At 43.0% G+C, this 25,963-nt stretch carries 16 protein-coding genes; 10 read left to right on the forward strand and 6 right to left on the reverse strand.

The features are described from left to right. Positions 1 to 12 precede the first annotated feature (12 nt). From DABAL43B_RS02530 to dapC, 4 genes are all read right to left on the reverse strand, one after another. Entirely contained in the window at positions 13 to 2,103 is a 2,091-nt protein-coding gene (locus tag DABAL43B_RS02530) for a D-alanyl-D-alanine carboxypeptidase/D-alanyl-D-alanine-endopeptidase (protein WP_079693010.1), read from the reverse strand. A 135-nt stretch (positions 2,104 to 2,238) separates the two neighbouring features. Then, complete coding sequence (locus DABAL43B_RS02535; RefSeq protein ID WP_079690929.1) at positions 2,239 to 2,844, reverse strand: 3'-5' exonuclease; 606 nt, start codon at positions 2,842 to 2,844, stop codon at positions 2,239 to 2,241. Between the two features lie 32 nt (positions 2,845 to 2,876). Further along, positions 2,877 to 4,829 carry a DUF294 nucleotidyltransferase-like domain-containing protein gene (locus DABAL43B_RS02540; protein ID WP_079690930.1) on the reverse strand — a complete coding sequence of 651 codons (1,953 nt, stop codon included), beginning with the start codon at positions 4,827 to 4,829 and terminating at the stop codon, positions 2,877 to 2,879. 240 nt (positions 4,830 to 5,069) lie between these two features. After that, positions 5,070 to 6,302, reverse strand: coding sequence for a succinyldiaminopimelate transaminase (gene dapC, locus DABAL43B_RS02545; RefSeq protein ID WP_079690931.1), 1,233 nt, complete (start codon positions 6,300 to 6,302; stop codon positions 5,070 to 5,072). A 264-nt stretch (positions 6,303 to 6,566) separates the two neighbouring features. Here dapC and DABAL43B_RS02550 point away from each other — a divergent pair, with 264 nt between their 5' ends. Then, positions 6,567 to 7,235: a hypothetical protein gene (locus tag DABAL43B_RS02550; protein ID WP_079690932.1), complete on the forward strand. Its 669-nt coding sequence runs from the start codon at positions 6,567 to 6,569 to the stop codon at positions 7,233 to 7,235. Between the two features lie 119 nt (positions 7,236 to 7,354). Here DABAL43B_RS02550 and glnD read toward each other — a convergent pair whose 3' ends face one another. Both glnD and map read right to left on the reverse strand, forming a co-directional pair. Beyond that, the gene (glnD, locus tag DABAL43B_RS02555) at positions 7,355 to 10,165 is read right to left on the reverse strand and encodes a [protein-PII] uridylyltransferase (protein ID WP_079690933.1); all 2,811 of its coding nucleotides are present in this window, start codon (positions 10,163 to 10,165) and stop codon (positions 7,355 to 7,357) included. Positions 10,166 to 10,346: 181 nt separating this feature from the next. Beyond that, positions 10,347 to 11,138 (reverse strand): type I methionyl aminopeptidase, encoded by a 792-nt coding sequence (gene map, locus DABAL43B_RS02560; protein ID WP_413771839.1) that lies wholly within the window; start codon positions 11,136 to 11,138, stop codon positions 10,347 to 10,349. A gap of 414 nt (positions 11,139 to 11,552) precedes the next feature. Between map and DABAL43B_RS02565 the strand changes: the two genes are divergently transcribed. The 9 genes from DABAL43B_RS02565 to DABAL43B_RS02605 all read left to right on the forward strand — a co-directional run bounded on the left by DABAL43B_RS02565 (position 11,553) and on the right by DABAL43B_RS02605 (position 25,953). Continuing rightward, the gene (locus tag DABAL43B_RS02565; protein WP_079690935.1) at positions 11,553 to 12,641 is read left to right on the forward strand and encodes an esterase/lipase family protein; all 1,089 of its coding nucleotides are present in this window, start codon (positions 11,553 to 11,555) and stop codon (positions 12,639 to 12,641) included. A 131-nt stretch (positions 12,642 to 12,772) separates the two neighbouring features. Further along, entirely contained in the window at positions 12,773 to 13,882 is a 1,110-nt protein-coding gene (locus tag DABAL43B_RS02570; RefSeq protein WP_079690936.1) for a lipase secretion chaperone, read from the forward strand. A gap of 316 nt (positions 13,883 to 14,198) precedes the next feature. Then, the gene (locus tag DABAL43B_RS02575; RefSeq protein WP_079690937.1) at positions 14,199 to 14,687 is read left to right on the forward strand and encodes an META domain-containing protein; all 489 of its coding nucleotides are present in this window, start codon (positions 14,199 to 14,201) and stop codon (positions 14,685 to 14,687) included. 92 nt (positions 14,688 to 14,779) lie between these two features. Continuing rightward, positions 14,780 to 15,874, forward strand: coding sequence for a Xaa-Pro aminopeptidase (locus DABAL43B_RS02580; protein WP_227516722.1), 1,095 nt, complete (start codon positions 14,780 to 14,782; stop codon positions 15,872 to 15,874). Between the two features lie 305 nt (positions 15,875 to 16,179). Continuing rightward, positions 16,180 to 16,842 (forward strand): hypothetical protein, encoded by a 663-nt coding sequence (locus DABAL43B_RS02585; protein ID WP_079690938.1) that lies wholly within the window; start codon positions 16,180 to 16,182, stop codon positions 16,840 to 16,842. Between the two features lie 198 nt (positions 16,843 to 17,040). Then, positions 17,041 to 19,053, forward strand: coding sequence for a flotillin family protein (locus tag DABAL43B_RS02590; RefSeq protein WP_264753831.1), 2,013 nt, complete (start codon positions 17,041 to 17,043; stop codon positions 19,051 to 19,053). Positions 19,054 to 19,428: 375 nt separating this feature from the next. Next, the gene (locus DABAL43B_RS02595) at positions 19,429 to 25,515 is read left to right on the forward strand and encodes a DNA repair ATPase (protein WP_079690939.1); all 6,087 of its coding nucleotides are present in this window, start codon (positions 19,429 to 19,431) and stop codon (positions 25,513 to 25,515) included. A gap of 55 nt (positions 25,516 to 25,570) precedes the next feature. After that, a complete protein-coding gene (locus tag DABAL43B_RS02600; RefSeq protein WP_079690940.1) occupies positions 25,571 to 25,741 on the forward strand; it encodes a DUF2256 domain-containing protein in 171 nt (56 codons plus the stop codon). A gap of 44 nt (positions 25,742 to 25,785) precedes the next feature. Further along, positions 25,786 to 25,953 carry a DUF2256 domain-containing protein gene (locus DABAL43B_RS02605; protein ID WP_079690941.1) on the forward strand — a complete coding sequence of 56 codons (168 nt, stop codon included), beginning with the start codon at positions 25,786 to 25,788 and terminating at the stop codon, positions 25,951 to 25,953. Positions 25,954 to 25,963 lie beyond the last annotated feature (10 nt).

A 25,963-nucleotide genomic window follows, 5' to 3' on the forward strand; every position in this document is an offset into this window, starting at 1 on the left:
AATAAAAAACGATCAATGCTGCGCCGTCCAATCAAGCATCGCATCTAAAACCGGTCTTGCTGTATAAGCATTTAGCGCCTGTTCGCTATTGATCAGTCCAACCACCACATAATCTTGTCCGGACAGCCCTTTGACATAGCCTGCCATCGAAGTGACATTATTTAAGGTACCCGTTTTTATCCAAGATCGACCAATGGCTTGCGATTCAGGTAAGCGTTCGCTATGAGCGGTAATAGTACCGCTGACCCCAGCGATACCTAATGAGCTGACGTAGGCATCAAAGTTTGGATGGCTGTAAGCGTAGGTCAATAGCTCGCTTAAATTAGCGGCGCTGATCGTGCAGTCGCGGCAGAGTCCTGAACCATTGGTTAGATGTGGCGGCGGTGTGGTCAGATGGGTTTGCCACCATTGGTTTATGGTCTGTAAGGCAAGAGGATAGCTCGTAGTAGTAGGCTTACCAAACTGGTATAAACTGGTTTGGAGCTTATCAATGGTTTTATTACCAGTTTTATTTATGGTTTCATTGATGGCTGCATTGACGGTCTCGTCACTGCTGAATTTTTTATAAGCCGCTATAGATAGCGCCACTTGTTCAGTCATCACATTATTAGAGAAGTGATTGATATCATAAATTTGCTGCGTCAAGTTTAACGATGGGTAGCTGACAATTGGCAACGGTGACATAGCTATAGCGGCCAGACCGCGCAGTGATTTAGGCTTTTTATTCACATCATAAGGGGTTTCTTGGCTGATGACTTTTCCACTTAGCGTATTACCTAGTGCTTGCCATTTGGCGGCGATGACGCGCGCCGCAAAATCTTTGGCATCAGGGTAAGCGACATAAAAGGCATGTTCGCCACAGCTGTCCGGTAAACTGGCATTTAGCGTCAGCTGTGTCGGTTGCCACTGCGGTGCGAGACTATAGCGGGCTTGACCACAGGCAGCTGCGCGTATATTTATCATGTTAGGCAATTGATAGTTTGCTAATTGCGGCGTATAGGTCAGCTGTGCTTGGGTATTACTTAGCGGATAGCTTTGGATACCGATACTACTAAAATTCACCAAAAAACCATCAGGGCTGGCATTATAAGGGCGCAGAGGTGCATTATCAAAGGCAGCAGGGTCTTTACTGACATTTTTAAAAATGGTGCTATCAATGATAATATCGCCGTTAATATGGCGAATACCTGACGTTTGCACTTTATATAGCAAGTGTTGCAAACGCTCATGAGTCATTTTTGGGTCACCGCTACCTTGAATAATCAAGTCGCCATATAGCTGGTCACCGATAATGATGCCTGTGTGATAGACACGTGTATGCCAGACAAAGTCAGCGCCCAAGGTATCTAACGCAATAAAGCTAGGGACGAGTTTCATTGTGCTGGCGGGTGTACGCGCGATATCGGGCTGATGATTTAGTAACGGTGAAAACGAGATTTTTATTGAAGTGTTGGTTATAACCTGCTTATTTTTATTACTACTGTCGCTGTTGCTTTCATTTCTATTATCGTTTCTATTGCTATGGTTAGTAGGCGTTGATGCTCCATCTGGCAATAGCGATGGGCTGCTCTCTAAACTTTGATAGGTATAAGGGTCATCGGTATAAGCATGTAGCTGTTTTTCGTATTGTGTAATCGTTCGCTTCTCGATGGTCACCAAGGCGCTTTGATGGCTTGCGACTGGTTTATTACCATTATTATTTTGCGTCGTTTGTTTATGAATGCTGTTAGATTCAGCATTCATGTTATCTGCGCTTGCAGGCTTTGAGTTACTATTGATTTTGGTGGTGTTAAGATTTTTGCTATCAATATTACCGCTATCAATGACCTTAATAGGAGAGGGTAATCGACTGGCGTTTTTATCACCCACTGGCGTGATAACGATACTGATATCCGCTGCGGTCAAATCAGCTCGCGCTAGCGCCGTCTCGATTGCTTCTGGTAATGCGGCTTGCACGTGTATTGGCGCTACAATAGAAGTGGCAAATAAGACGATTATTGATAAGTGTTTGGTGATGTGATTCGACGGTTTTAAATGTTGGCTATTAGCTTTCAGTTTGGTGTGGCTTGTAGGGTGTTTAATAAATTTAAATGTGGGAAGCATGAGCAGTCTATCATCAGGTGGCAAAAACAACCTATGGTAACATGAGTTGCTATTTTCGCGTAGATGCAGATTCGTAGATCTAGGGTATGGTTGAAAGTATGATTTTATCGTACTATTTTATCAAAATAGTCAAAGTTAGCGCACATGCATAAACGCCATCGCTGTCATGATGGCATCATTATAAGCATCATGAGTGCCAAGCTCAGGAATATCGTAGTGCGCTAAGATATTGGTCAAATGCTGCGACTGACCGGGGATGCTTTGGGTACTACCAACCATACGTCGACTATATAGCTGACGGACATCAATCACTTCATTTGGCAAATGAGTACCCATATAGTGTTTTACCAAAGGATTTAAAAACCCCGTATCTATCTGCGGGCAAAACCCTACTATAGGTCGATTATCAATAAAAGGCAATAGTAGCGCCAGCATCTCATCGTAGCTCATTCCATGCTCAACATCAGCGGTGCGCAAACCATGAATAATAATGGTATCGCGATCAGGCATCACAGGTGGCTTGCAAACCAAATGTAGACCATTACCGGTGTCGATCGTATCGCCATTGATATGAATGGCTGCAACAGATAATAGGTGATGTTTTTTTGGATTGAGTCCGGTCATCTCACAGTCAATCGCTACCCATTGCCCAGCCATAGGTTTAGTAAACATCGATGCCAGCTCAGGGCGCTGTAGCTGTGTTTTTTGCCAAGAAGACGATAACTGTTTTAGCCAACTCATATCATTTTATCTCCAACGCTAGCCAATCTGCCCTAACCAAATTCAAGCTGATAATGGCGACTCAATTGACCTTTAAAACTTTTGACCACCGCCAAACACTCTTTTAATAAATCACGCTCAAGTGCGGTTAATGTTGTTGGGTCAACTTCATGAGCATGTTTATCATCTGTCGACAGCGCGACCGATAAACGCTGCGCCATAAAGAACTCTAATGCCTCAAGCAAGGTATCAGCACGCTCTTGATTCAAGGCTCGTACTTGCACCAACGCTTTAAGACGCCCTTTGCTACTAGGGGCATCAAAAATATCGTTTTCTAATGCTAAGGTACGAATACCATGCACCAGTGGAAAAATACCGGCTTTTTTAAGGTCAATATCATAAGAGCTGGATTTACCGCCCAGTAGCGGCACAAACTTTTGCCACCATTGACTGACATCGCCAAATTGCAGCGCTGCACGGGCGAACTGACGCACAAACATCGCATCTGACTGACGATGGGCTATTTTTAAGTGTTGACGGACATGAGTGAGTAGTGACTCATCGCCGCAGACGTATTCACCATCAAATATAGCCGATAAATAAATACTGTGCTTCGGATCGGTGTTTCTAAACCATAAACTAATCTGGGCTTCAAACTGCTTTAGCGGCTGACGCCAAATTGGGTTGGTCATCATAATATTGCCATTACACAACGGATAACCAAGGTTTGCTAACTGCTGGTTAAAGGTATCGGCAAACTGTGCCAACTCAGGATGAGTAAAGCCGTCACGAATGATCAGGGCATTATCTTGATCCGTACGCATGATTTGCTCACCGCGACCCTCTGAGCCCATGACGATGACGCAGGTATTAGCCATCACTTCATCAGGGACGATAAGTTGCCAAAGCTTGGTAAAAACCTGCGCATTGAGTGTCTGTACCATACGGCTAATATTACCCATTTTTATACCGTTTTGATGCTGTGCACGAATATAGCGCCCGATGAGATCGACTGCTGTATCCAAGCTGGGTAAATCTGTTGCCTGTTCAATCTGAATACTGATCAGCTGTGAATGATGACCAATATGAGCGAGCATATCACTTTGCCCGAGTACGCCTACGACTTGGCCATTGGCGTCAATCACCGGCAGCCTATGAATACGGTAGCGAGTCATGGTCAATAGCGCATCGCCAATCTCATCATCGAAATCGATGGTTCGCAGGTTGAAACTCGCATAACGTTGACAAAGGGTGGTAGCAGGATTTTGCTGGTCGCTAACGGCGCGGCAGATATCGGTATCGGTTAGAATTCCCAGCGTACGATCAGAGCTATTTTTATCTTCTAAATGCCCTGATGGTCGTACCAGAACATGCTTAAGTCCAGCCTCAGTCATGATGCGTGCTGCTTGAAATATGCTGTTATCTGCATCAACGATATGTACCGGCAATAAAGCGACATCGATCACCGGTTGCAGCATGATTTGCTGCACTTCTTGTTGGTCGTTATAACTCTCAGTGTCTAGATTCTGCCCGCTACGTCGCTGCTGCAAAGCCTTCAATCGTTCTGGTAAATTTTCTGATAATAATTGGCGTACCAAATGGTTTTGCGCACTGATTTTATCAATGATTGATCCATTAATTTGCAGTAACAGAGTGTCTTCAGTCGCACGAAATTGATAGGGGGTTATCGCTGAACTTCTGCCTTGCTGAATACTACCTTTTTGTAGACTCTCTTCTATGAGCGATTCTGGCAGGCGACGACTATCAAACCAATCATTGCTATTGAGATGATCGGTATGATTGCTCCCTAGATAAGCGGCAAAAAAATCACCATTAAGCAGTTGCTCGATCTGTCCTTTGAGTACCACATAAAAGTACTGCAAATCGTCCGCCGGCAAGACTTCGTCTTTGGCAAGATAACGAACTTGGGTATTTTTTTTAATACTTTGGCGTTCACCAGCGCTTAACACATCAAATGGCGGTTGGGTAAAATCAAGATGGGGCATGGCATCATCCTTGATGGCACGTTCAGTGAAAGGTATATTACGAATGATAAGTTAGTATAAAGAATAGTGGCGATATATTTTTACTATAACATTGTTTAGGAGAAAGCCGTCAATAACCATAAAAATATTGTGGTTATTGGCGGCTTTTTGAGATTATAGGAGCTTTTTAAGATTAGATAAACTATTAGCGATTATTTTAATATTTACCGCTTAAATAACTTCATTTTTTAAAGTTAGAACTTACGCACCAAGTAATTTTCGAATGCGACTAATCGCTTCACGGCTTTCATCAACGCTGGCTACTAAGGCAATGCGCACATAGCCTTGTCCTGGATTTTTCCCATTAATTTCGCGTGACAAATAACGCCCAGCAAGTGCATGAATATTGGCTTGTTCATATAATGCTTTGACAAACAGCTCATCATCACCATCGAACTGCTCAGGGACTTTTATCCAAAAGTAAAAGCCCGCTTCAGGCATGCGTAAATCTAATAATTCACCAAGCTCAGACATCCACAAAGCAAATTTTTCTTGGTACAGTGCTCGATTGTGTGCCACATGCTTTTCATCTTCCCACGCAGCGATAGACGCAAGCTGATGTGGAATCGGCATCGCACAGCCTTGATAGGTACGATACTGTAAATAAGCCTGCAAAATCTTGGCGTCACCCGCCACAAAGCCTGAACGTAGACCGGGCAAGTTTGAGCGTTTGGATAAAGAATGAAACACCACACAGTTTTTAAAATCATGGCGACCGAGGGCAGCACAGGCTTGTAATAAACCTATTGGCGGTGTTTTAAAATATAGCTCGCTATAACATTCGTCACTGGCAATGATAAAGCCGTATTGGTCTGATAGACGAAAGATTTGCTCCCAGTCGTCCATCGTCATCACCGAGCCAGTCGGGTTATTTGGGCTACAAACAAATAACAACTGCGTACGTGTCCATACCTCTTTTGGTACGGCACGATAATCCCCTTTAAAGTCATTATCTGCTGTGCAGGGTATAAAGTAAGGCGTCGCTTGCGCTAGTATCGCCGCCCCTTCATATATTTGATAAAAAGGATTGGGCATGACGACCGTTGGTGGTTGGCTAACGGTAAGCGGTTCAATAGCGTCTGTGGTTTCTACTTTGTGGTCAATCACAGCCTGCACAATACTAAAGATCGCCTCGCGAGTACCCATCACTGGCAATACTTGCGTATGAGGGTCGACATGATTTAAAAAGAAGCGCTTTTCAAGCCAGTGTGCAATGGTTTGGCGTAGCTCAAATATCCCATTTGTGGTTGGATAAAGGCTTATTTTGTCCAGATTTTCACGTAGCACGTCCAGCACAAATGCTGGTGGCTCATGCTTTGGCTCGCCAATACCCAGCTTAATTTCATTATAACTATGGGCTGGAGTGCTATCAGCAAGCAAAGTTGCCATTTTAGCAAAGGGGTAGGGGTGCAGATATGTTAAGTTGTGATTCATAATTAGGCTAACTATAATAGACAATTAATAATAAAGTTATAAAGAAAAATTACATTCAAGCAGTGTAGCACTTCTCTTATTTTTTGTCTTTTCTTCTCATGTTTATCAATAGCAATCTATAGCGTCTCAAATGAGCGCGCGCTGAGCCATAGCCAGTGTTAACCATGAGACTAGCCCTTAGTATAAAGCTGACATGATATAACCTATAACTAAGAAAAAACAACGGTTGGCTTTTATAGCAACGCATTTTAGGAATAACTTGATATGCCTGGTTTTTTTAAAACTGACGGTCTCAACGCTAACGATATCAATGAAAAATATTTTGATAATGATCAGCGTATTGAATTATATGAACAACTAAAACAGCGGGAGCAGGCTTGGTGGCAGGCACGTCAGCAGTTGACTCTTTTAAAAGAGCGCCAAATGTTTTGGTTTGGAGAAAACAGCTTTATGATGTGGTTGTTGTGGCAGTTGGTCACCTACGTGGTTGTTGCCATGGTATTAATGTTGCTCAGCAAGCTGTTAGATATATCGCTACCTTTATGGCAATATATTACTATATTTGTCATACACACACTGATTTTTGTCATTATGCTTGGGTTTAAGGGTCGATTTACTACTCTTTTAGAACGTAAAATTAACCAAGCCGATTTGTCGAGTGAAGAAACCCTAAATGAGATGACGATTTTGGCAGTCGATAGCCTTTATCGTGATGTTCATGCCAAAGCGCCTATCTCTTTAAAGGAGATTTATAGGTATTATGATGCACAATTCCGTTTAGCAAGCTTGCACCGCTTGCTACAAAAGGAAGTTGATGCTGGACGCTTAACGTATGGAGACCAGAAAGTAGACGCAGGGATACTGCCTCTGGAGCTTGCCGATGACGCGCTGAAAGAACATGCTCGTGGCGTCATATACAAAAGCCTGATATAAAACCTGTTATTTATATAGTGATTTATTCAATCGCTGGATAAATGACAGGTCCTAAACTGCTATCTTGGAGCATGATGCTTTATAGCTAAGCCTCTATGTACAAGATAAGCTGAGCTGAGCTAATTATTGTCATTACGTATACTAAGGCTTTCTATCAGGGTCGCTTTTAAAGTGTCGAGTTTATCAGCGGATAATGCTTGATCGTTCTGATCACTGATATAAAACATATCTTCTGCACGCTCGCCCAACGTGGTGATACGTGCCGCATGTACCTCAATCTGCTGTTGTAAAAACACTTGTCCAACGCGGGCAAGCAAGCCTGGCTGATCAAGTGTCTCTAAGCTCATAATATGCTGATTTGAGGCCTCATTAAACTCAAAGTTAATCGTTGTAGCGACTTCAAAATGTCTAAGCTGGCGTGGAATCCGTCTGTTAGTTAGCTTGGGAACAGTAGGGTTTTTAAACGCATCAATCAAGCGCTGCTTAAGTTCTTGTTGACTATCTGCATCGACCAGTAGCGTGCCACTACGATCCAGTAGCACGTAAGAATCCAAAGCAAAATCACGGGTGGCGGTAATGATGCGTGCATCCAAAACGTCTAGATTCATCTGATCAAATACTGCCATGGTCACCGCAAATAAATTGACCTGATCTTGGGTGTAAATAAAAACCTGCACTGCATCAAGCGCCAGCTCACGGTGTTCACGTAGGACGACTAATGGCGCACTGTCAGCGTCAGAAGCTCGACCTATAGGCGGATGATTCAAAATAGCTTCGGTATGCCATAATATGTCTTCTGCAATCTCCCGCAGAAAATACTCATCACCCAAGTCATCCCATAATCTCAGCACCTCATCGCGATTCATATGCTGATTGTCGACATTATCAAGCATCACCAGTGCTTGTTTACGCGTGGCACTAATCATATCTTGACGGTTGGTCGGCGCATCGATATCTGCACGTAAGATACGTCGCGTTTGCGAATATAACTGTTTCATGAGGGTCGCACGCCAGCTGTTCCAAAGCTGAGGATTGGTAGCATTCATATCAGCAACTGTCAGCACATATAGATGATTTAGATGAGTGACGTTACCGACTAAGTCTGCAAATAGCGTCACTACCTCTGGATCTGAGATGTCTTTTTTCTGTGCGGTCATCGACATCAATAAATGGTAGCGTGTCAGCCAGCCGACTAAGTGGGCATCGGCAACACTCATACCATGTGCTAGGCAAAACTCAATCGACTCTGTTTCGCCAAGTTGGCTATGATTGCCGCCACGACCTTTAGCGATATCATGAAACATCGCTGCCAATACCAAAATCTCTTTGCGCTCAATACGCTGAAAGATAGAGCTGATTAGGGGAAAGTCTTCATAAAAACGCGGGTCAGTGAAACGGTGCAAAATACGAATCAAAAATAAGGTATGCGCATCAACGGTATAACGGTGAAACAAATCATACTGCATCAGACCGGTGACTTGCGCAAAGGCAGGGATGTAGCTGCCCAAAACCCCGTAGCGATTCATGGTACGCAGGCGATGAAAGAGATAATTTTGCTCTTTTAAATTGGCTAAAAATAGCGCTTGGTGCGTGGGGTTATCTCTGTAAGCCTGATCAATACCACGCGCGGCAATTTTTAGTGCACGCAAAGTATGCGTACGTACATTTTTGATACCATATTGACCCATGAGTAAAAACATCTCTAAAATCGACTCAGGGTGCTGGGCAAACACTCGGTGATGCGCCATCGCAATTTGCTCACCGACTTGATTAAAGCGGGCATTAATAGGCTGCTTCTTTGGGCGCTCCTCATCCGGTAATTGCAGCTCTATGATGGTTTCATAGTAGTGATTGGTCAGCATTTCAGACAGCGTCGATATCTGCATCGCACAGCGATAATAGTCACGCATAAAGCGCTCTACAGCCGCATTCGGTTGGTCGTCTGGTTGCGTCTCATAGCCCATCAGTTGGGCAATATCACGCTGATAATCGAATAATAGCTTGTTTTCATTACGACCCGTTAACTCATGCAAATAATGACGTATTTGCCATAAATAGCCTTCTGCAAAGCTCAATTCATCGAACTCTTTTTCCGTCAAAAAGTTTTGCTGTACCAAGTCATAGAGCTTACTGACTCGAAAGTAGCGCTTGGTCACCCAGCCGATAATATGGATGTCACGCAGACCACCAGGGGCAGTTTTGATATTGGGCTCAAGATTGTATTCTGTTGCATTGTGCTGTAGGTAACGTGCTTTTGCCTCATTGATTTTTACCTCAAAAAAATCACGTGGTGACCACTGGGTGTTTACAATCTGATGCGGCACATCTTGCAGGGTTTCGTTACCTATCAACAATCGCGCTTCCAACAAAGCGCTGGCAATGGTATGGTCTAGTGCTGCCTCTAAGCATTCACTAACGCTGCGTACTGACAGGGCTGGCTCAAGTCCAACATCCCACAGTAACGCCACCAAATTATCAATTTTACTACTCGTATTGGTATCAAGCTCGCTAGGCATTAGCAGCAAAATATCCACATCTGAGTGTAGTGACAGCTCACCGCGACCATAGCCACCAGTTGCAAATAACGCCAAATCCGTCTTATCAAGCTCAAACCATTTGAATAAAGCAATCAGTAAGTCATCGATGACACAAGCCCGCGCCGCAACCAGCTGCCGAATATTGACGCCGCGTTCGAGTGCACGGCTGATATCGTCATTGATTTGAATAAGCCACCCAGAAATGCCTAATAGTGAGTTTTCTATCACACTTTTATCTGTTAACAGGTTATTTTCTAATAGGCTATCTGCTAGTAAATTATCTGCTTTTAGAGTGTCCGCTGGCAGTGAGGCTATTGCCGCAGCAGTGTTTGATGAGTACGTTAGAGTGGGCATCGGCGTCAAATCAATAGAGGCGACATCACAATTAAACATGAGATTTATCCAGTTAAAAGTTTGAAATATGGGTCATTAAAACTAAAAAGCTATCGACAATACATTGACAGTATATCGACAATACATTGAAAGTATAAAGGTAAAAAATAAACAACAATAGTAATTAACAAGCATTAATAACAGTCCAAAAAAAAGACCGCCTAAGCGATCTTATATTCTGTTATTGAGTTAAAAAACTCAAGTCTTCTTCGGGGCGCGCGGTGAACACTTCACAGCCATTGTCAGTCACCACCATGGTATGCTCCCACTGGGCTGACAGCTTACGGTCTTTGGTGATTGCCGTCCATTCATCTGGTAAAATCTTAGTCTGCCATTTGCCTTCATTAATCATCGGCTCGATGGTAAAGGTCATGCCCGTTTTTAGCTCAAAGCCCGTGCCTTTTTTACCATAGTGCATCACTTGCGGCTCATGGTGGAATTCATTGCTGATACCGTGACCACAGAACTCACGCACGATACTAAAACGCTCAGGCTCGACTATTTCTTGAATCGCAGCACCGACGTCACCAAGACGCGCGCCATTCTTGACCACACTCATACCAGCATAAAGTGCTTCTTGTGCCACTTTACAAATACGCTGCGCCATGATGGAACCATTACCGACGACCCACATTTTTGAGGTATCACCGTAATAGCCATCTTTAATGACGGTCACATCGATATTGATGATATCGCCGTCTTTAAGAATTTTGTTTTCGCTTGGAATACCATGGCACACCACATGGTTGACTGAGGTACAGATTGATTTAGGGAAACCATTATAATTAAGTGGAGCGGGGATAGCGTCTTGTACATTGACGATATAATCGTGAGCAATTTGATTCAACGCTTCAGTGCTAATACCCACTCTGACATGCTGATCAAGCATGACAAGCAAATCGCTGGCAAGCTTACCAGCGACACGCATTTTTTCTATGGCTTCAGGTGATTGGATAAGAGATTTTTTAGTCATCATAATCGGTCTTATAGTTATAGAATTTAGGTAATAAATTATACCATAAATGCAGATGGTGCTGTTTTAATGCAGAAAGCACTGTGTTTTGATTGCGTTAACCTTCAATGTGCGTATTCGTAGCCTACCCATACTTATTGTCGTAACTTGCTGACACAGTTTCATATATGCCCGCTATTTCCATAAAGAAGCAGTAACTGCAAAGAGTGAAATTATATGTTTTAGATTGACTATAGAGTCACTAATTCTAGTGTTTTTAAAGCAAAAATAAGTTGAATGTTACAAAGTATAGACGTATGGTAATTTTGGTTGCTAAATGAATTAGCAGTGTTTTTTATCGCTTGGTGCTGGATGCAATAACTAAGCCATATCATATAAAGACGCCCCGACTATCACTATAACAAGGATGTTGTTATGACCCGAAAAACTTCCCTTCGTGCGGTATTTACGCCGAGCGCATTTTTACCTTCACTGGGTGCCATTGGTGCCGGTGTCATCCTGATGGCTCTACAAACGACTTCTGCCCAAGCAGCTGGTCAATATTATAACTGTGCCAATCCTACTGGTTGTAAACTGGTCAGTAGCAAGTATTTTACCTCAAATCATACAGATACCAAGTACCCAGTCGTCATGGCGCATGGTTTGGGTGGTTTTACCAAAGCATTTGGATTGGTTGACTATTTTTATGGCATTCCTGAATCGTTAATGAGTGGGGGCAGTCAGGTTTATACCACCAAAACCTCATCCGTCAATAATAGCGAATTTCGTGGTGAGCAATTACTGCAACAAGTTAAAACCATCAGTGCCATTTCAGGCAGTCCCAAAGTTAACTTACTCGGTCACAGCCAAGGTGGTATCGATAGCCGTTATGTTGCTGCCGTCGAACCGAAATATGTGGCATCTGTAACTGCCATCTCAAGTCCAGAGCAAGGCTCAAAAATGAGCGACTGGGTTATTAAACAAGTTGTTGAAGGCAGTGCCAATGATGGCTATGGTGAAGGAGAGTTTAATGTTGGCTCACAGATTGCGCTAGGTTTCTTTAAGCTCGTCGGTGGCTTTATGGATGTCAGCGCCGGTATTAGCTTGAAGGAGTTACAAGAGCAAGATGGTTGGAATGCACTTGAAGCGCTATCTACTGATTATGCCGCCAAATTTAACGCTAAATTCCCAGCTGCGATGCCAACCAGTTATTGTGGTCAGCCAGCGGATACCGAAGTCAATGGTATCAAGTATTACTCATTTAGTGGTATTGGGCAAATAACGAATGGTCTTGATCCTAGTGATTATCTACTGGCTCTTACTGGCACGACTTTTAATGGCGATCCAAACGACGGTTTAGTATCTGCCTGCTCGAGCCGCCTCGGCTATGTGGTACGTGATGATTACCGAATGAACCATTTAGATTCAGCCAATCAAGTACTCGGCTTAACAGCATGGGGACAACCTGACCCAAAAACCTTGTACCGTGATCAAGTAAACCGTTTGAAAAAAGCCAATCTATAAAGCTTATCTATAACACTGTTCTTTAACACGGTCATAACTGGCTCGTACGTAAGCAGGGTCAACAGCGTTGACCCTGCTTCTTTATATTGGATTTATATATAAACTGATTTATTAAATAAGATGTTTTTGCTATGTCATATAATCGCCGCTCACCCTTTTTACCTGTTGTTATTATTGCTGTGATTATCGCTATAACAGTAGCGGTGATTCTGTGGTTTAAACCTAATAATAGCAGCGTTAATGCTTCTCAATCTCTATCTGCAACGGACAATAATGACGCTGAAAATAGCTCGATAAATATGGCTAATCCCAGTAATGGCGCTGGCATGTCATCCAATAAAAATAGTACTCAATTTGCTACGGGGCTGGAGAATTTACCGCGCTCCTTGCAAGGTACCGATGTCGATGGTGACATTATCATTGATGAAAACAAACAGCTGGTCGTCACTGAAGGCTTACGGCGCTTGTTTGATTATTTCTTATCAGCGCTTGGTGAAGAAGAGGAAGCTATTATTTATGCCCGTGTGGAAAGCTATATTCGTAGTCACACGCCAGAACCTGCCGCCAGTCAAGCTGTCACTATATTCGACCAGTATATTGCTTATCTTAAGTCGATTCCTGATATAGAAAACCGTTATGGGAATTTACAGTTGCAAGCAACAGAAAAGGGTGAATTAGATTTGAATGTCGTGGCACAGCAAAAGCAAGATGTGGCTAAGCTACGTCAGCGGCACTTTGCCAAAGAGACGATTACAGCGTTCTTTGGGGCAGAAGATGAATATGATGATTATAGTATCGAGATGGTAAGAATTAATCAAAACCAGCAGTTATCAGAGGCTCAAAAAGAAGCTGCCAAGCAAGACCATATCAGCCGTATGCCGGATAATTCGACCAAAGCTAATATTGCTAAGCAAGCCAATTTGAATGAATTAATGAGTCGCACCGAGCAAATGCAAGCCAAAGGTGCAACGGCTGAGGAGTTATATAATATGCGTCGCGATCTTGTCGGTGCACCAGCAGCAGCAAGGCTTGCACAAGTCGATCAAGAAGATGCCAACTTTGAGCAACGCTTTAATCAGTATCAAGTACAAAAACAGCGTCTGTTAAGCCAAAATACTGATAAAACGCAAGCTCAAACTCAAATCAACCAGATTGAGCAGCAATTGTTTAATGAGGCTGAACGCAAACGTCTGGCAGGTTATGCCGCTCTGCAACAACAGAAAGCTGCTGATATAAATTAATAAAAACATGGGTTACAGATATAGTTTTATAGGTAAATAAAAACCTAACTATTAAGGTTATAACAAAAGTTTAAGTGGTATCAGCTAATAGGTGGCTTAGCAAGGTATGTTAGCAAAAATACCATAAAGTGGAACAAATATAGCGGTAATTGGTACTCAATCTATCATGACAGGCTTATGAAAAATGGGCATAATGGCCGCATTGTTTAGACTAAAGAAAACAACAAATTAATCAGAGCAAACGCTACTGGTTAAAATGATAAACAATAATATTTTTACCTTTCTATATTAATATTTGAAACCTCTAGGAGTTTATATGAAAAACATGACTAAAATGATGCTGGCTGCCACTTTAGCTGTAGGTACACTTGCCGCTGGTTGTCAAACTACCCCTAGTGTTACTGCACCAGTGACCCAGCCAATTACATCTAATACTTTACAAGCCTATGATTGGCAGCTTGTTGATGCCAAGCGTACCAATGGCGATAAAGTAAGTCAGTTATTCTTTGATCCAGCTAAGCCATTAACCCTAAAATTCTTTAAAGATAATGGCAATGACCGCGTTACATTTATGAACACCTGCAATAACATGGGCGCTAACTACAGTGTTGTGAATGGCAATGTTGTGTTAGGTAACGTCTTATCTACTATGATGGCATGCCCTGAGCCACAAGCAAGCTTTGATACGGCAACAATGGCGACTGTACAAGGTAAATATAGCATCAGTAATAACGCTAATAATACGCCTATCTTAACCATCACCAATAGCAATCAAGTTGCTCATTTTAAAGCTATCTCTAAATAATTTAGCGATTTAATAGAAATGTTCTAAAAACTTGTATCGCAAAAATGCCTCACGAATAAGTGGGGCATTTTTTTGTCTAAAATTAGAGGGCAATGTACGTTACACTAGATGCAACGCTTGCATTTTGTGACCCTTCTATACGCATTCCACAAGGCTTTATCGGACTTTATATGATGTTGAAAACTGCTGTATTAAAACCGACTATTAATATTCGCATGATAAGCGGCCGTGTTGTTATGGCAATGTTTGCTATTCCAATACTCGCCATCCTGACAGGGTGTCAGACAATACCAAACAATATGTCTAAAGCGCCTATTGATAGGAGTAATCCGCTTACTGCGGCAATGCCAGCGATAGACCGGCAAGGCTATATTGCTTATGTAGAGGAGCAAGGTTTAGGAGCCGCGAAGATATCGACACTGTATCGTATCCGTCCGGATGGCAGCGACCGCCAATTAATTGATCAGTTAAATGGCTATATCTATGCGCCTGCGTGGTCAGCGGATGGTCAAATGCTTGCTTATAGCAAACAAGCAGCGCGCCAGCACCCAAAGATTTATATTTATGACGGCAAAAGTAAAACCCATAATCTGGTCGTGAATGCTGAGGGCAGCAATTTATCACCGTCATTCTCACCTGATGGACAAAAATTGCTCTATAGTTCAACGGTTGGTGGTAATGCCGATATCTATGAGATGCGTTTAAGCGATGGCGATACTAAACAGCTCACCACCTTACCGAGCACTGAAGTGCAGCCAAGCTATGCAAGCGACGGGCAAAGCTTTGTTTATACCAGTGATAAAGTGCGTGCTGGACGCCCAAGCATTTATCGTTACCGCTTTGCTACTGGTAACGCCGCGCTTATATCGACAGGAGGCTATGCGGCAAGCCCGCAGCTTAGCGTAGATGGTCAGCATTTGGCATATCTTAATGGTCGCAAGGCAGCAGTCATGACCCTAGCTACAGGACAAGTCATCAATCTAGCAGAAACTGGACTTGATGAGCCAGCGCGTCTATCACCTTCTGGGCAATATGCTGTTTACCCGACACGTCATGCAAATTTAGGTGGGCAAGTGAGTAACCAAAGCAGTGGTAGCTTGGTGATCCACTCATTATCTGGTAATACCAGCTATGCTATCAATAGCAAAGATGGGGGCGTTGTGCGTTCACCGATTTGGGGGCGATAGTAGGATAGCTATGTATTATGTAATGAGATGCCTATATAATCACCAATAAAGAAACATAAGTTGATTATATTAATGTAAGTCTGGGATGTGCTTTTTAGTAAATGGAGTCCAATAAGGCCAGCTAAGACATAGCAATCCAGTCCAATGCTTCAAAATATAAAAATCAGATCATGTAGCATGAATTCTATTAAAGCCGAATGGAACAGAACTAAATAGAACTAATTCGAGTTAAGTCATATAGCATCAAATTGTGTAAACGAGTCATAAAAATACCTGATTAGGTGAGCAAAAGGACAGAGTGTGCAATGCAAGAATCTTTTTTAATATTCATTACTAAAATCAGTTTATACCCTACCGTTATCTTTACCGGTCTTGTAATGTTTGTCACCTTATATTGGCTTGTATCTTTGATAGGCATGGTAGATATGGACACCGTAGAATTCGGGGATTCAGGTAGTGATACTAACGTATCTGACTTATCATCCACTGGTTTTTTTACAGGTCTCATGCTTAAGTTTGGTCTTTATGGCGTGCCTTTAATCATCATCCTTAGCTTAGTCAGTTTGATTGGTTGGCTATTAAGCTATGTCTATACCAGTTTTCTGCATCAGCGGATTGATTCTGGCATTTTGTATTATCTGTTTGGGACTGGGGCTTTAGTGTTTGTCTTAGTGGTGTCCATGTGGCTAACAGGTATTATCATTTCACCTATCCGCAAGAGCATCGCCAAAATCCCCAAACGTAATGCGGCAAACAACATCGGTAAAACGGCTATAGTACGGACGCTTAGTGTGACAGATAAGCATGGCGAAGCTGAGCTAAATGATGGCGGAGCAGGATTAATACTAAAAATTCGTCGAGATAGTGATAGCGTGGAGCTGCCACTAAAACAAGGCGATAAAGTGCTGTTGGTAGAGTATTTAAATGATAGCGGTGCGTACAGAGTCGCGCTTGCTAAAGATAAATAATAATAAAAACATTTTTTAGTTAAATAATTTCTAGTAGTCAATTATTAATAATAAATTCTAGGCAAAACGAATATCTAATAACTGTTTAATGAAACAATAATCACTATTGAGTAATGTATAAACGACAAATAATCTATTTAAAGGCATGGTATTAACTATTTTAAATTCGATTTGAATGTTCAAATTTAGGGAGTGAACGTGGATATACTTATTATCGTTGGCGTGGTTGTCATACTGGCATTTGTTTTTGTTATGGCAGCACTTTTGATGCTGAAAGCCTTTTATATTAAGGTGGAGCAGGGTACGGCGCTCATTATTAACGGGGTTAATAAAATTGCCGTACGCTTTGATGGTGGCTTTGTTTGGCCGGTTATCAACAAAAAAGAACTAATGAGAATCTCGCTTATCACCTTAGAGGTCGATAGACGAGGTAAAGAAGGACTGATTTGCGCGGATAACATGCGTGCTGACATCACAGTTGCGTTTTATTTGCGCGTTAATGAAACCGAAGAAGACGTTCTTAAGGTTGCTAAATCTCTTGGCGCTGAGAGAGCATCAGACAAAGTCGCTGTTAATGAGCTGTTTAATGCTAAGTTCTCGGAAGCATTAAAAACAGTGGGTAAGCAAATTGATTTCGTTAAACTGTTTGAAAATCGCAGTGAGTTTCGTGACAGTATCGTTAAAGAGATTGGCAATGATTTAAACGGCTATATCTTAGAAGACGTGGCAATTGATTACTTAGAGCAAACGCCAAAATTATCGTTAGATTCAAGTAATATCTTAGATGCTGAAGGTATCAAAAAGATTACTCAACTGACGGCCTTTCAAAACATCATTACCAATGAGCTTGAGCGTGATGAAGAGCTAGCGGTTAAAAAGAAGAACGTTGAAACTAGAGAAGCTATGCTTGAGCTGGAACGTCAGCAAGCGGATGCTGAAGCCAGACAACACCGTGAAATATCTTCTGTGATTGCACGTGAAACCGCTGAAACGCGCAAGATTGAAGAAGAAGAACGTAAAAAATCTGAGACAGCCGTGATCATGGTTGAGCAAGATTTGGCGATTCAGCGTGAAAATCAACAGCGTGAAATCGAAGTGGCTGGCCAAAACCGCTTGCGTGCTGTCGTCATCGAAGAAGAGAAAGTCACGCGTGCTCGCGATTTAGAAATCGTCTCGCGTGAGCGTGAAGTTGATTTACAGCGTATCGAAGCTGAACGCGCGATTGAGCTTGAGAAAAAAGAAATCGCCAACGTCATTCGTGAGCGTATTGCAGTAGACAAAACCGTTGCTCAAGAAGAAGAGCGTATCAAGGAAGTCCGTGAAGTCAGCGAAGCTGAGCGTTCTAAGCAAACACGCGTATTAGCAGCTGAAGCAGATGCGGAAGAAATCAAAGTACGTCAGGTCAAAAAGGCGGAAGCAGAAGAGCTATCTGCTAAGCATAAAGCCGTTGAGATTACCACGCTGGCTGCCGCCAATCTTGAAGCCGCTGCTAAGGATTCTGAAGCTAAAATAAAAATGGCTGAAGGTATTAAAGCGGAAGAGTCTGCGCATGGATTTGCTGAAGCAGCTATCCAAGAAGCCAAGTCAGTCTCGTTAGAGAAAGAAGGAATTGCCAAAGCCAATATTATCAAGGCCACAGGGCAGGCTGAAGCACAATCAGAACGGGAAAAAGGCATGGCTGATGCTGAGGTTATCGCAGCTCGCGGTGAGTCAAATGCTAAAGCCGAGCGTGATATCGGGTTAGCAAATGCTCAAGTTATCGCCGCTCGCGGTGAATCAAATGCTAAGGCGGAGCGTGAAGTTGGGCTTGCAAAAGCTGAAGTAACCCGCGCCCATTTCCAAGCGGAAGCCGATGGTCTGGTCGAGAAATTCAATGCCATGGGCAGCATGAGCAAAGAAGCTCGCGAGCACGAAGAGTTCCGTATGGGACTTGAAACGGCATTGCAAGAAGCGATGGCATCGATTGAAGCCGGTAAAGAGATTGCGAAAGAAAACGCTGAAGTATTGGCAGTGGCGCTACAAAAAGCCAAAATCGATATCGTTGGCGGTGAAGCGCACTTCTTTGATAACTTTGCTAAGTCATTGTCGATTGGTAAAGCAATTGACGGTCTCGCTGGCAAGTCAGATACGTTGAGCGGCATTATCAATACGATGATGGCCAATCAGGTAATGAGCAAAGCCAATAAGCAAAGCGATGACAGACCTGCTTAATCTATAGCCAGTCTTAAATAAGAGAAGTATAGATGTTATCACGTACTGCTGGGATGAATTTTTCTTGCTTGCTGTGCCTGCGCAGACAGAGGCTGCGAAAAATTAATCTCAGCAGCACTGTATACTTTTAAAAATAGATTAACTATCAATATTGACCATGCACACAATAGTAAATGAAGAGTGTTATTAAAGTAAGTGGTGATCTAGGTTGCCATTTACTTTTTGCCAACTCAAAGTCAACCCTGACAGTGAGTTGGTTAATCTAAAAAAACCGGCAGTGATTAATTGTTTTTTTAGATTAACCAAGTGCTTATTTGATTCAAAAAATTCCTTAGATTTATCTTATTGCCTAAAAATAAAAATGGACGAGCAACGATGGCGGATACGCAGAATTCAATCGATTCAGGTAGCAAAGACCAACATAATAAAGCCGAGCAAACAGATCAGGCGGTTGCTTCAGGTAATGCTTATGAGCTTATTAAAAAACGCCTCACAAAGCAAGGCAGTCGTCTAGAGCAACAAACTGCCAAGCTGAATCATGCGCGCCTGCAAGAATTTGGCAGCACTCAGATGCAAGTCATTGCTCGCACCCGTATTCGTACCGAATATAACTGTGTGGCGCAAGATATGGTACAAGTAGGCGAGTACCTGCTATTTGGCTACAATGTATTTATGGGTCTCAAACGTGCGAGTAATATCAAAGATGTGCTCTCGCTATATCGTTTGAGTGAGCCAGCAGAGGGCGAAGAAGAATATCAGCTCGAGGAAGTAGAATTAAAAAACACGTTTTTAGATCAAGATGCCTTTGTCCAAGACTTCAATGAGTTATATCGATATTACAAACAAACGCGGCTAATCCAGCTGACGGTTAAAGACAGCAAATTGCTAATGGCGTTCCAAATCGGTGAGCGTATCAGTGATATTCGCGTCTTTCGTTTTGCATTGGATTTTAGTGAAAGCGTGCCAGAGGCTGCGCAAGTGGCTTATGTGGATAATCGAGGTGAGCGCGATATTGAGCTTCCGCCTGCCTATGATTTTGATTGGATAGAAACCACGCGTGATCAGATGATCAACGGCAAATATCCGCATATGAATATCTTAGATACGATATTTGTCGAAACCGTCGGTGGCGATCTAACCATTAAAATTGAGGATAATACGCAATCAGGACAAGGTATTTATAGCGAGCCTGTGAATGATCGTACCCAGTCATTGACCGATGCAGATATTGCTTATGCCAAAGTGGGCAGTTTAATTTTACTCAAAGTGTTGCCGTATCGAGAAGACAGTTACCGTTATTTTGTATATAACACCTTGACCGAAGCCGTGCTGCGCTTAGACGTTATTGGACAATCATGTGTGCAGCTGCCTGAGGATCACGGCATTATTTTCCCTGGCGGTTATTACTTACAAACAGGCGAGCATAAGTTGTTTGATGCCAATCATGCCGGTGCTAAAAACTTACAATTTAAGCGTAAAATCGTCTCACCAAACGGTGAAGATGTTCTCTTCTTATTCTACGATGTCGCTAAAGGCGTCACAGGATTGTTTCCATATAACTTGATTAAAAAGCAATTGGCCAATCCCATTTACTGTAACGGTATGGCACTCGCTGAAGATGGTCGCTTGGTACTGTTTAGCGACCAAAGTGAAGCGTCGCGCATCCACCCGATGCAGATATGGCATACCCCTTATGCGTCACCTGAGTATGTGAGTGAGCTGCCTGAAAGTACCAGTTTTTATGGCAAAATCGGTAATAAAGAATTGGTACGCGGTATCTCCGATCTCTATAGCATCACTCGCCTCATCGACAACCAAAGCGTCTCACAAAAGCTCTACGAGGAGCTGGCAGACAATACCAGCCGCCTTTTTGATAGCTATTATTGGTTGTCAGAGCCTGAGCTTGATGAGGTTGCGGGCAGTATTAAAGAAGTCACCGCCACCGCTGAGCTGGTCATTGACGAGTTTGCCAAAGTACAAAGTATCCAAAAGCAAACCCAAAATGCGCTGAGCAATGCTGAAGAAAAACAAAACGACATCTTGCGGCAAATAAAAACCACCACCTTTGAGTCGGCAAGTGACTATGTCGATCAGTTATCTGCGATTAGACGCCAAAAAGGCCATTTGGTTAGCTTAGAGGATTTGCGTTATTTAGATAGCGCTAAACTTGAAGTATTGCAGACTCAACTAGAAGAAGCAGAAAGTGAGCTTGCCGAAAAAACTGTGTTATTTTTAAGTGATGAAAAGGCGCTTGTGAGCTACGAAGGCGTTTTAGCTGATGTCAGTGAACGCTTAAATACCGCTGAAACCAATGCCGAATTAAAACCCGTCCTAGAACAAATCGATGAAACGGCGCAAGGTTTGGACTTATTAACTGAGCTACTAGGCACATTAGACGTTGCCGATGCCACCGTACGTACGCAAATCATTGATGATATTTCTGCTATTTATGCTCGATTAAATCAAAGCAAAGCCAAACTCAATCACAAGCGCAAAAATCTCGGTTCTGCCGAAGCCGTTGCTCAATTTGGCGCGCAATTTAAACTGTTTGGTCAATCGATTGCCAATGCCTTATCGATTGCCAATACGCCTGAAAAATCAGATGAGCAAATGGCAAAATTACTGGTGCAATTAGAAGAGCTAGAGAGCCAGTTTGCCGATCCAGAGACCAACAGTGGCGATCAGTTTTTAGCCGATATTATCAGTAAGCGTGAAGAGATTTACGAAACCTTTGAAAATCATAAGCAGCAATTGCTTGATGCGCGTAATCGCAAAGCCCAGAACTTAGGTGATGGCGCATTACGGATGCTAGAGAGTATCAAAAAACGCACCCAAAGTACGGGGGTCACTGGATTTAAAGAAGAAGATGCGCTCAATACTTACTTTGCATCAGACGGACTGGTACAAAAAGTACGCGCTATCGCCAAAGACTTACAAGCGATGGGCTTTAGTGTCAAAGCCGATGACATCGATGCGCGTCTCAAAGCCATACAAATTGAAAGCTATAAGAGTCTAAAAGATAAGTCTGATTTATTTGAGGATGGCGGTCAGATTATTAAATTGGGCAAGCACCGTTTTTCAGTCAATACCCAACCATTAGATTTGACTCTACTTAGTCGTCAGCAATCCAATGGCGCGCGCGTGCTGAATTTGCATCTAACCGGTACTGACTACTACGAAGTGCTTAACAATGCCGAGCTAAACGCTTTACGCCCGTATTGGGATATGAATAGGGCTTCAGAGTCTGATATCGTGTACCGCGCAGAATACTTAGCTTATAGCATCATCGAGAGTGCTAAAAACAGCCAAGACGGACTGACCGAAGCGCGTTTATATCAGGCTTATGATGAGACGCTGTTAACCTTCGATAGCAAGGGTGATATAGACGAAGACAGTCCGCTACCTAAACTCGTCAGAGCTTATGCGACACCGCGTTATCAGCTCGGTTATGACAAAGGCATTCATGACCATGATGCCACGCTGTTATTGCTACAGATCTTACCCACGCTACGTCAAGCGGGTTTGCTAATTTATACCCCGCAAGTACGGGCGTTGGCGCAATTATTCTATTGGCAATTAAGCCTCGTACAAGCACTTGGCTTAGAAGCACTACAGCAATTTGGTTATGATGCTTGGTTAAATGATTCGGTGCTGACGCGAGTGAGTAACTGGACAGATAGAGCCATCACCGCTGAACAACTGCGCCGTACGTTAGGTAGTGATACTGCCAAAGCTTTGTTGGTTGAAGACATGACGCACGTGATGCGTAACTTTGTCGCCGCTTATAGTGACGATAAATTTAGTGTAGAGAACAGCTCAGATTCAGAAACTGGTCAAATTCATAAAACCACTCTTTTTAATAATACTACTGTCTTTCAGCAAAGCTATGTGCAACTTGCTAGTGAATATTTGGTCAGCGTCATGGGACAAGTCAGTACGCCCAATGGCAATATCGAGTGGCAGACTAGCCAACAAGCCCAGCAATTATGCGAGCAGCTAAGTAAAACTTTGAATAGCTCGTCAGGTAGTGCGCAAAATACTGCTGGTTTTGAGCAATTACAGTCTTCAATCGGCAAGCTTGGATTGCAGCCCAAATCGGCCTATGAATTGCTGGCCACATGGTTCCATGCGCTACTTGACCAAATATATGGCAATGCCGAAACGGATGATAGTCAGAGCGAGTCAAGCGGCGATAATGCGCTTAGTGAAGAGCAGCAGGCTAAAATCGAGGAAGAAAAAACCCTACGCCAGCAGCAATTAGCAAGTGGTCGCCATTATGTGCCAGAAGCGATTGCGGTATTGTTAACGCAGTTAAACGATGCTCAAAGAGAGGAGCTGGTTCAAAGTCTTATAAAATCAGGCACGAGCTTTGATAACATTGATAGCATCAATAAAGGTGCAATTGCCTCTTCATTCTCAGCCATATCGCTGACCAGTATTAATAATCCACTCAACCAAACCCATAATTTTGAGCGTAGCACAGGTAAAGTGTCGCTTGAGAGTCAAGTTAACCACTTATTGGGTGAGCATCAACGTATCCATCAGCAGACGCTAACCTTTGCCGTCGATGATTTCTTGAGTCGTTTGCATCATCATGATACGCAGGTTATTCCTGCCTATAGACGTTACCTAGCTCTGCGCTCAGAAATCTTGCGCGATGCCAAAGAAGCGTTGCGACTTGATGAGTTTATGCCGCGTCCCTTATCATCATTTGTGCGTAACCGTTTGATCAATGAGAGCTATTTGCCGTTAATCGGTGACAACCTTGCCAAGCAAATGGGTACGGTTGGCGAAGATAAGCGTACCGACTTGATGGGTATCTTGATGATGATATCGCCACCAGGTTATGGTAAAACCACCTTGATGGAATACGTTGCCAACCGTCTGGGCTTAATTTTTATGAAAATTAATTGCCCGTCACTCGGTCATGACGTCACCTCTTTAGATCCTGAAAAAGCGCCTAATGCCACCGCACGCGAAGAGCTCAATAAAATTAACTTAGCCTTTGAGATGGGCAATAACGTTATGCTCTATCTCGATGATATCCAGCATACCCACGCTGAATTTTTGCAGAAATTTATCTCGCTCGGCGATGGCACACGCCGTATCGATGGCGTCTGGCAAGGAAAAACTAAAACCTATGATATGCGTGGCAAAAAATTCTGTGTGGTCATGGCAGGTAACCCCTATACCGAAAGTGGTGAAGCTTTTAAAGTTCCTGATATGCTCGCTAACCGTTCTGATATCTATAATTTAGGCGATATTATGAGCGGCATGGAAGAAATATTCGCACTCAGTTATATCGAGAACTCGCTCACCTCTAACGCGGTATTAGCGCCACTTGCCAACCGCGACTTAGCAGATGTCCATCGCCTCATTAAAATGGCGAAAGCAGACAATACTAATCTCGCCCAAGTACAAAGTAGTGAGCTGACTTATCCCTATAGCAGCTCAGAGATTAATGAGATTATTGCTATCTTGCGTCATATGTTTACCGTGCAAAAAGTCATTCTTGATGTCAATCAAGCCTACATTGCTTCTGCTTCGCAAGATGATAAATACCGCGTTGAACCGATATTTAAGCTCCAAGGCAGTTACCGTAACATGAATAAAATGACCGAAAAACTATCGGCGATTATGAATGACAGCGAGCTTAACCAGTTGATAGATGACCATTATTTGGGCGAATCGCAGCTCTTGACCACAGGCGCAGAAAGCAACCTGCTCAAACTTAGCGAGATGCGCGGTGAGCTGACCGAGCAAGAAGCACAGCGTTGGGCGCAAATCAAAACTGACTTCTTACGTAACAAAGCCATGGGCGGTGAAGACGGCGATACTGGTGCACGTATCGTGGCTCAGTTGGTCGACTTGGCGAGTGGTTTTAATGCCATCAGTAGTCAGTTTGATAAATACCTCACCCAAAACAACCCTGAGGAAATCGCTCGCTTACGACAAGCAGGACAACAAGTGCAAATCGATGCGCAACTTGAATCGCAAAAAATCCTCGCCGATAGCTTTATTAATAATGCCAAAGTGGTCAGCGACAGCATCGACAATGGCTTTGAAAAAAGCATGAATCAGCTGATGCAAATCTATAAGCACGATCACAATGCTGAAAAGGCGGAAGGCGAGCATCTCAAACAAAGCCAAGAGATGCAAAAACAGCTGATGGTACAGCTGGTCGATGCGGTTGAACAACTGGCGCAAAAAATGGCTGATGGCCTATCTCATAGCTTAACGGAAAGCTTGCTTAAGAATGATGAGAATCAAACAGCAGATAGCGATATTCCTGATATTCATCAACAAACTGTACTTATGGCAAACGCACTTAAGCAAGCCCTTGCGCCGTTGACAATGCGTATGGATGAAAAGCTGGCCATTGATAGTAGTACCGATCAATCTGGTAAGCTCATTGTGAACAGCCTCAATCGACTGAATAAAATATTTGATGATTATGACTAGGGTGTTGGTAATGGATGTAAACTACTGATATATGAAATAAACCACTGAGAAAAATATGGCGCATAAGAAAAAGAACGTCCGTAAAAAAGAATGTCCCGTCTGCGAGCGTGAGTTTAGCTGGACTAAAAAGTTGGATAAAAACTGGGAAAGCATGGTCTATTGCTCCGACCAGTGTCGCCGCGTGAAAAAGTATGAAGGGTTGGATCATCAAAAAGAAGATAGATAGGCGTTAATAGTCAGTTAGAGATATACGGAAAGAGGGGGCAGACAATGGCACATAAGAAAGTAAACTTACCGCAAAAAATCTGCCCCGTTTGCCAGCGCCCATTTACGTGGCGTAAAAAGTGGGAAAAGGATTGGGAGCAGGTGATTTATTGTTCGGAGAAGTGTCGGCGGGCCAATAGTAGAAAGCGTGAGAGTATTGAGAAGACAAATTGATCGTCTTTCA

Origin of the sequence: Psychrobacter sp. DAB_AL43B, assembly GCF_900168255.1 — a bacterium.
Lineage (GTDB): Bacteria > Pseudomonadota > Gammaproteobacteria > Pseudomonadales > Moraxellaceae > Psychrobacter.

Coding starts and splice junctions, on each gene's coding strand:
- DABAL43B_RS02570 (WP_079690936.1), top strand. CDS start 12,773: ATGTCATATAATCGCCGCTCACCCTTTTTACCTGTTGTTATTATTGCT.
- DABAL43B_RS02605 (WP_079690941.1), top strand. CDS start 25,786: ATGGCACATAAGAAAGTAAACTTACCGCAAAAAATCTGCCCCGTTTGC.
- DABAL43B_RS02580 (WP_227516722.1), top strand. CDS start 14,780: ATGTACGTTACACTAGATGCAACGCTTGCATTTTGTGACCCTTCTATA.
- DABAL43B_RS02535 (WP_079690929.1), bottom strand. CDS start 2,844: ATGAGTTGGCTAAAACAGTTATCGTCTTCTTGGCAAAAAACACAGCTA.
- DABAL43B_RS02540 (WP_079690930.1), bottom strand. CDS start 4,829: ATGCCCCATCTTGATTTTACCCAACCGCCATTTGATGTGTTAAGCGCT.
- dapC (WP_079690931.1), bottom strand. CDS start 6,302: ATGAATCACAACTTAACATATCTGCACCCCTACCCCTTTGCTAAAATG.
- DABAL43B_RS02595 (WP_079690939.1), top strand. CDS start 19,429: ATGGCGGATACGCAGAATTCAATCGATTCAGGTAGCAAAGACCAACAT.
- glnD (WP_079690933.1), bottom strand. CDS start 10,165: ATGTTTAATTGTGATGTCGCCTCTATTGATTTGACGCCGATGCCCACT.
- DABAL43B_RS02575 (WP_079690937.1), top strand. CDS start 14,199: ATGAAAAACATGACTAAAATGATGCTGGCTGCCACTTTAGCTGTAGGT.
- map (WP_413771839.1), bottom strand. CDS start 11,138: ATGACTAAAAAATCTCTTATCCAATCACCTGAAGCCATAGAAAAAATG.
- DABAL43B_RS02530 (WP_079693010.1), bottom strand. CDS start 2,103: ATGCTTCCCACATTTAAATTTATTAAACACCCTACAAGCCACACCAAA.
- DABAL43B_RS02550 (WP_079690932.1), top strand. CDS start 6,567: ATGCCTGGTTTTTTTAAAACTGACGGTCTCAACGCTAACGATATCAAT.
- DABAL43B_RS02565 (WP_079690935.1), top strand. CDS start 11,553: ATGACCCGAAAAACTTCCCTTCGTGCGGTATTTACGCCGAGCGCATTT.
- DABAL43B_RS02600 (WP_079690940.1), top strand. CDS start 25,571: ATGGCGCATAAGAAAAAGAACGTCCGTAAAAAAGAATGTCCCGTCTGC.
- DABAL43B_RS02585 (WP_079690938.1), top strand. CDS start 16,180: ATGCAAGAATCTTTTTTAATATTCATTACTAAAATCAGTTTATACCCT.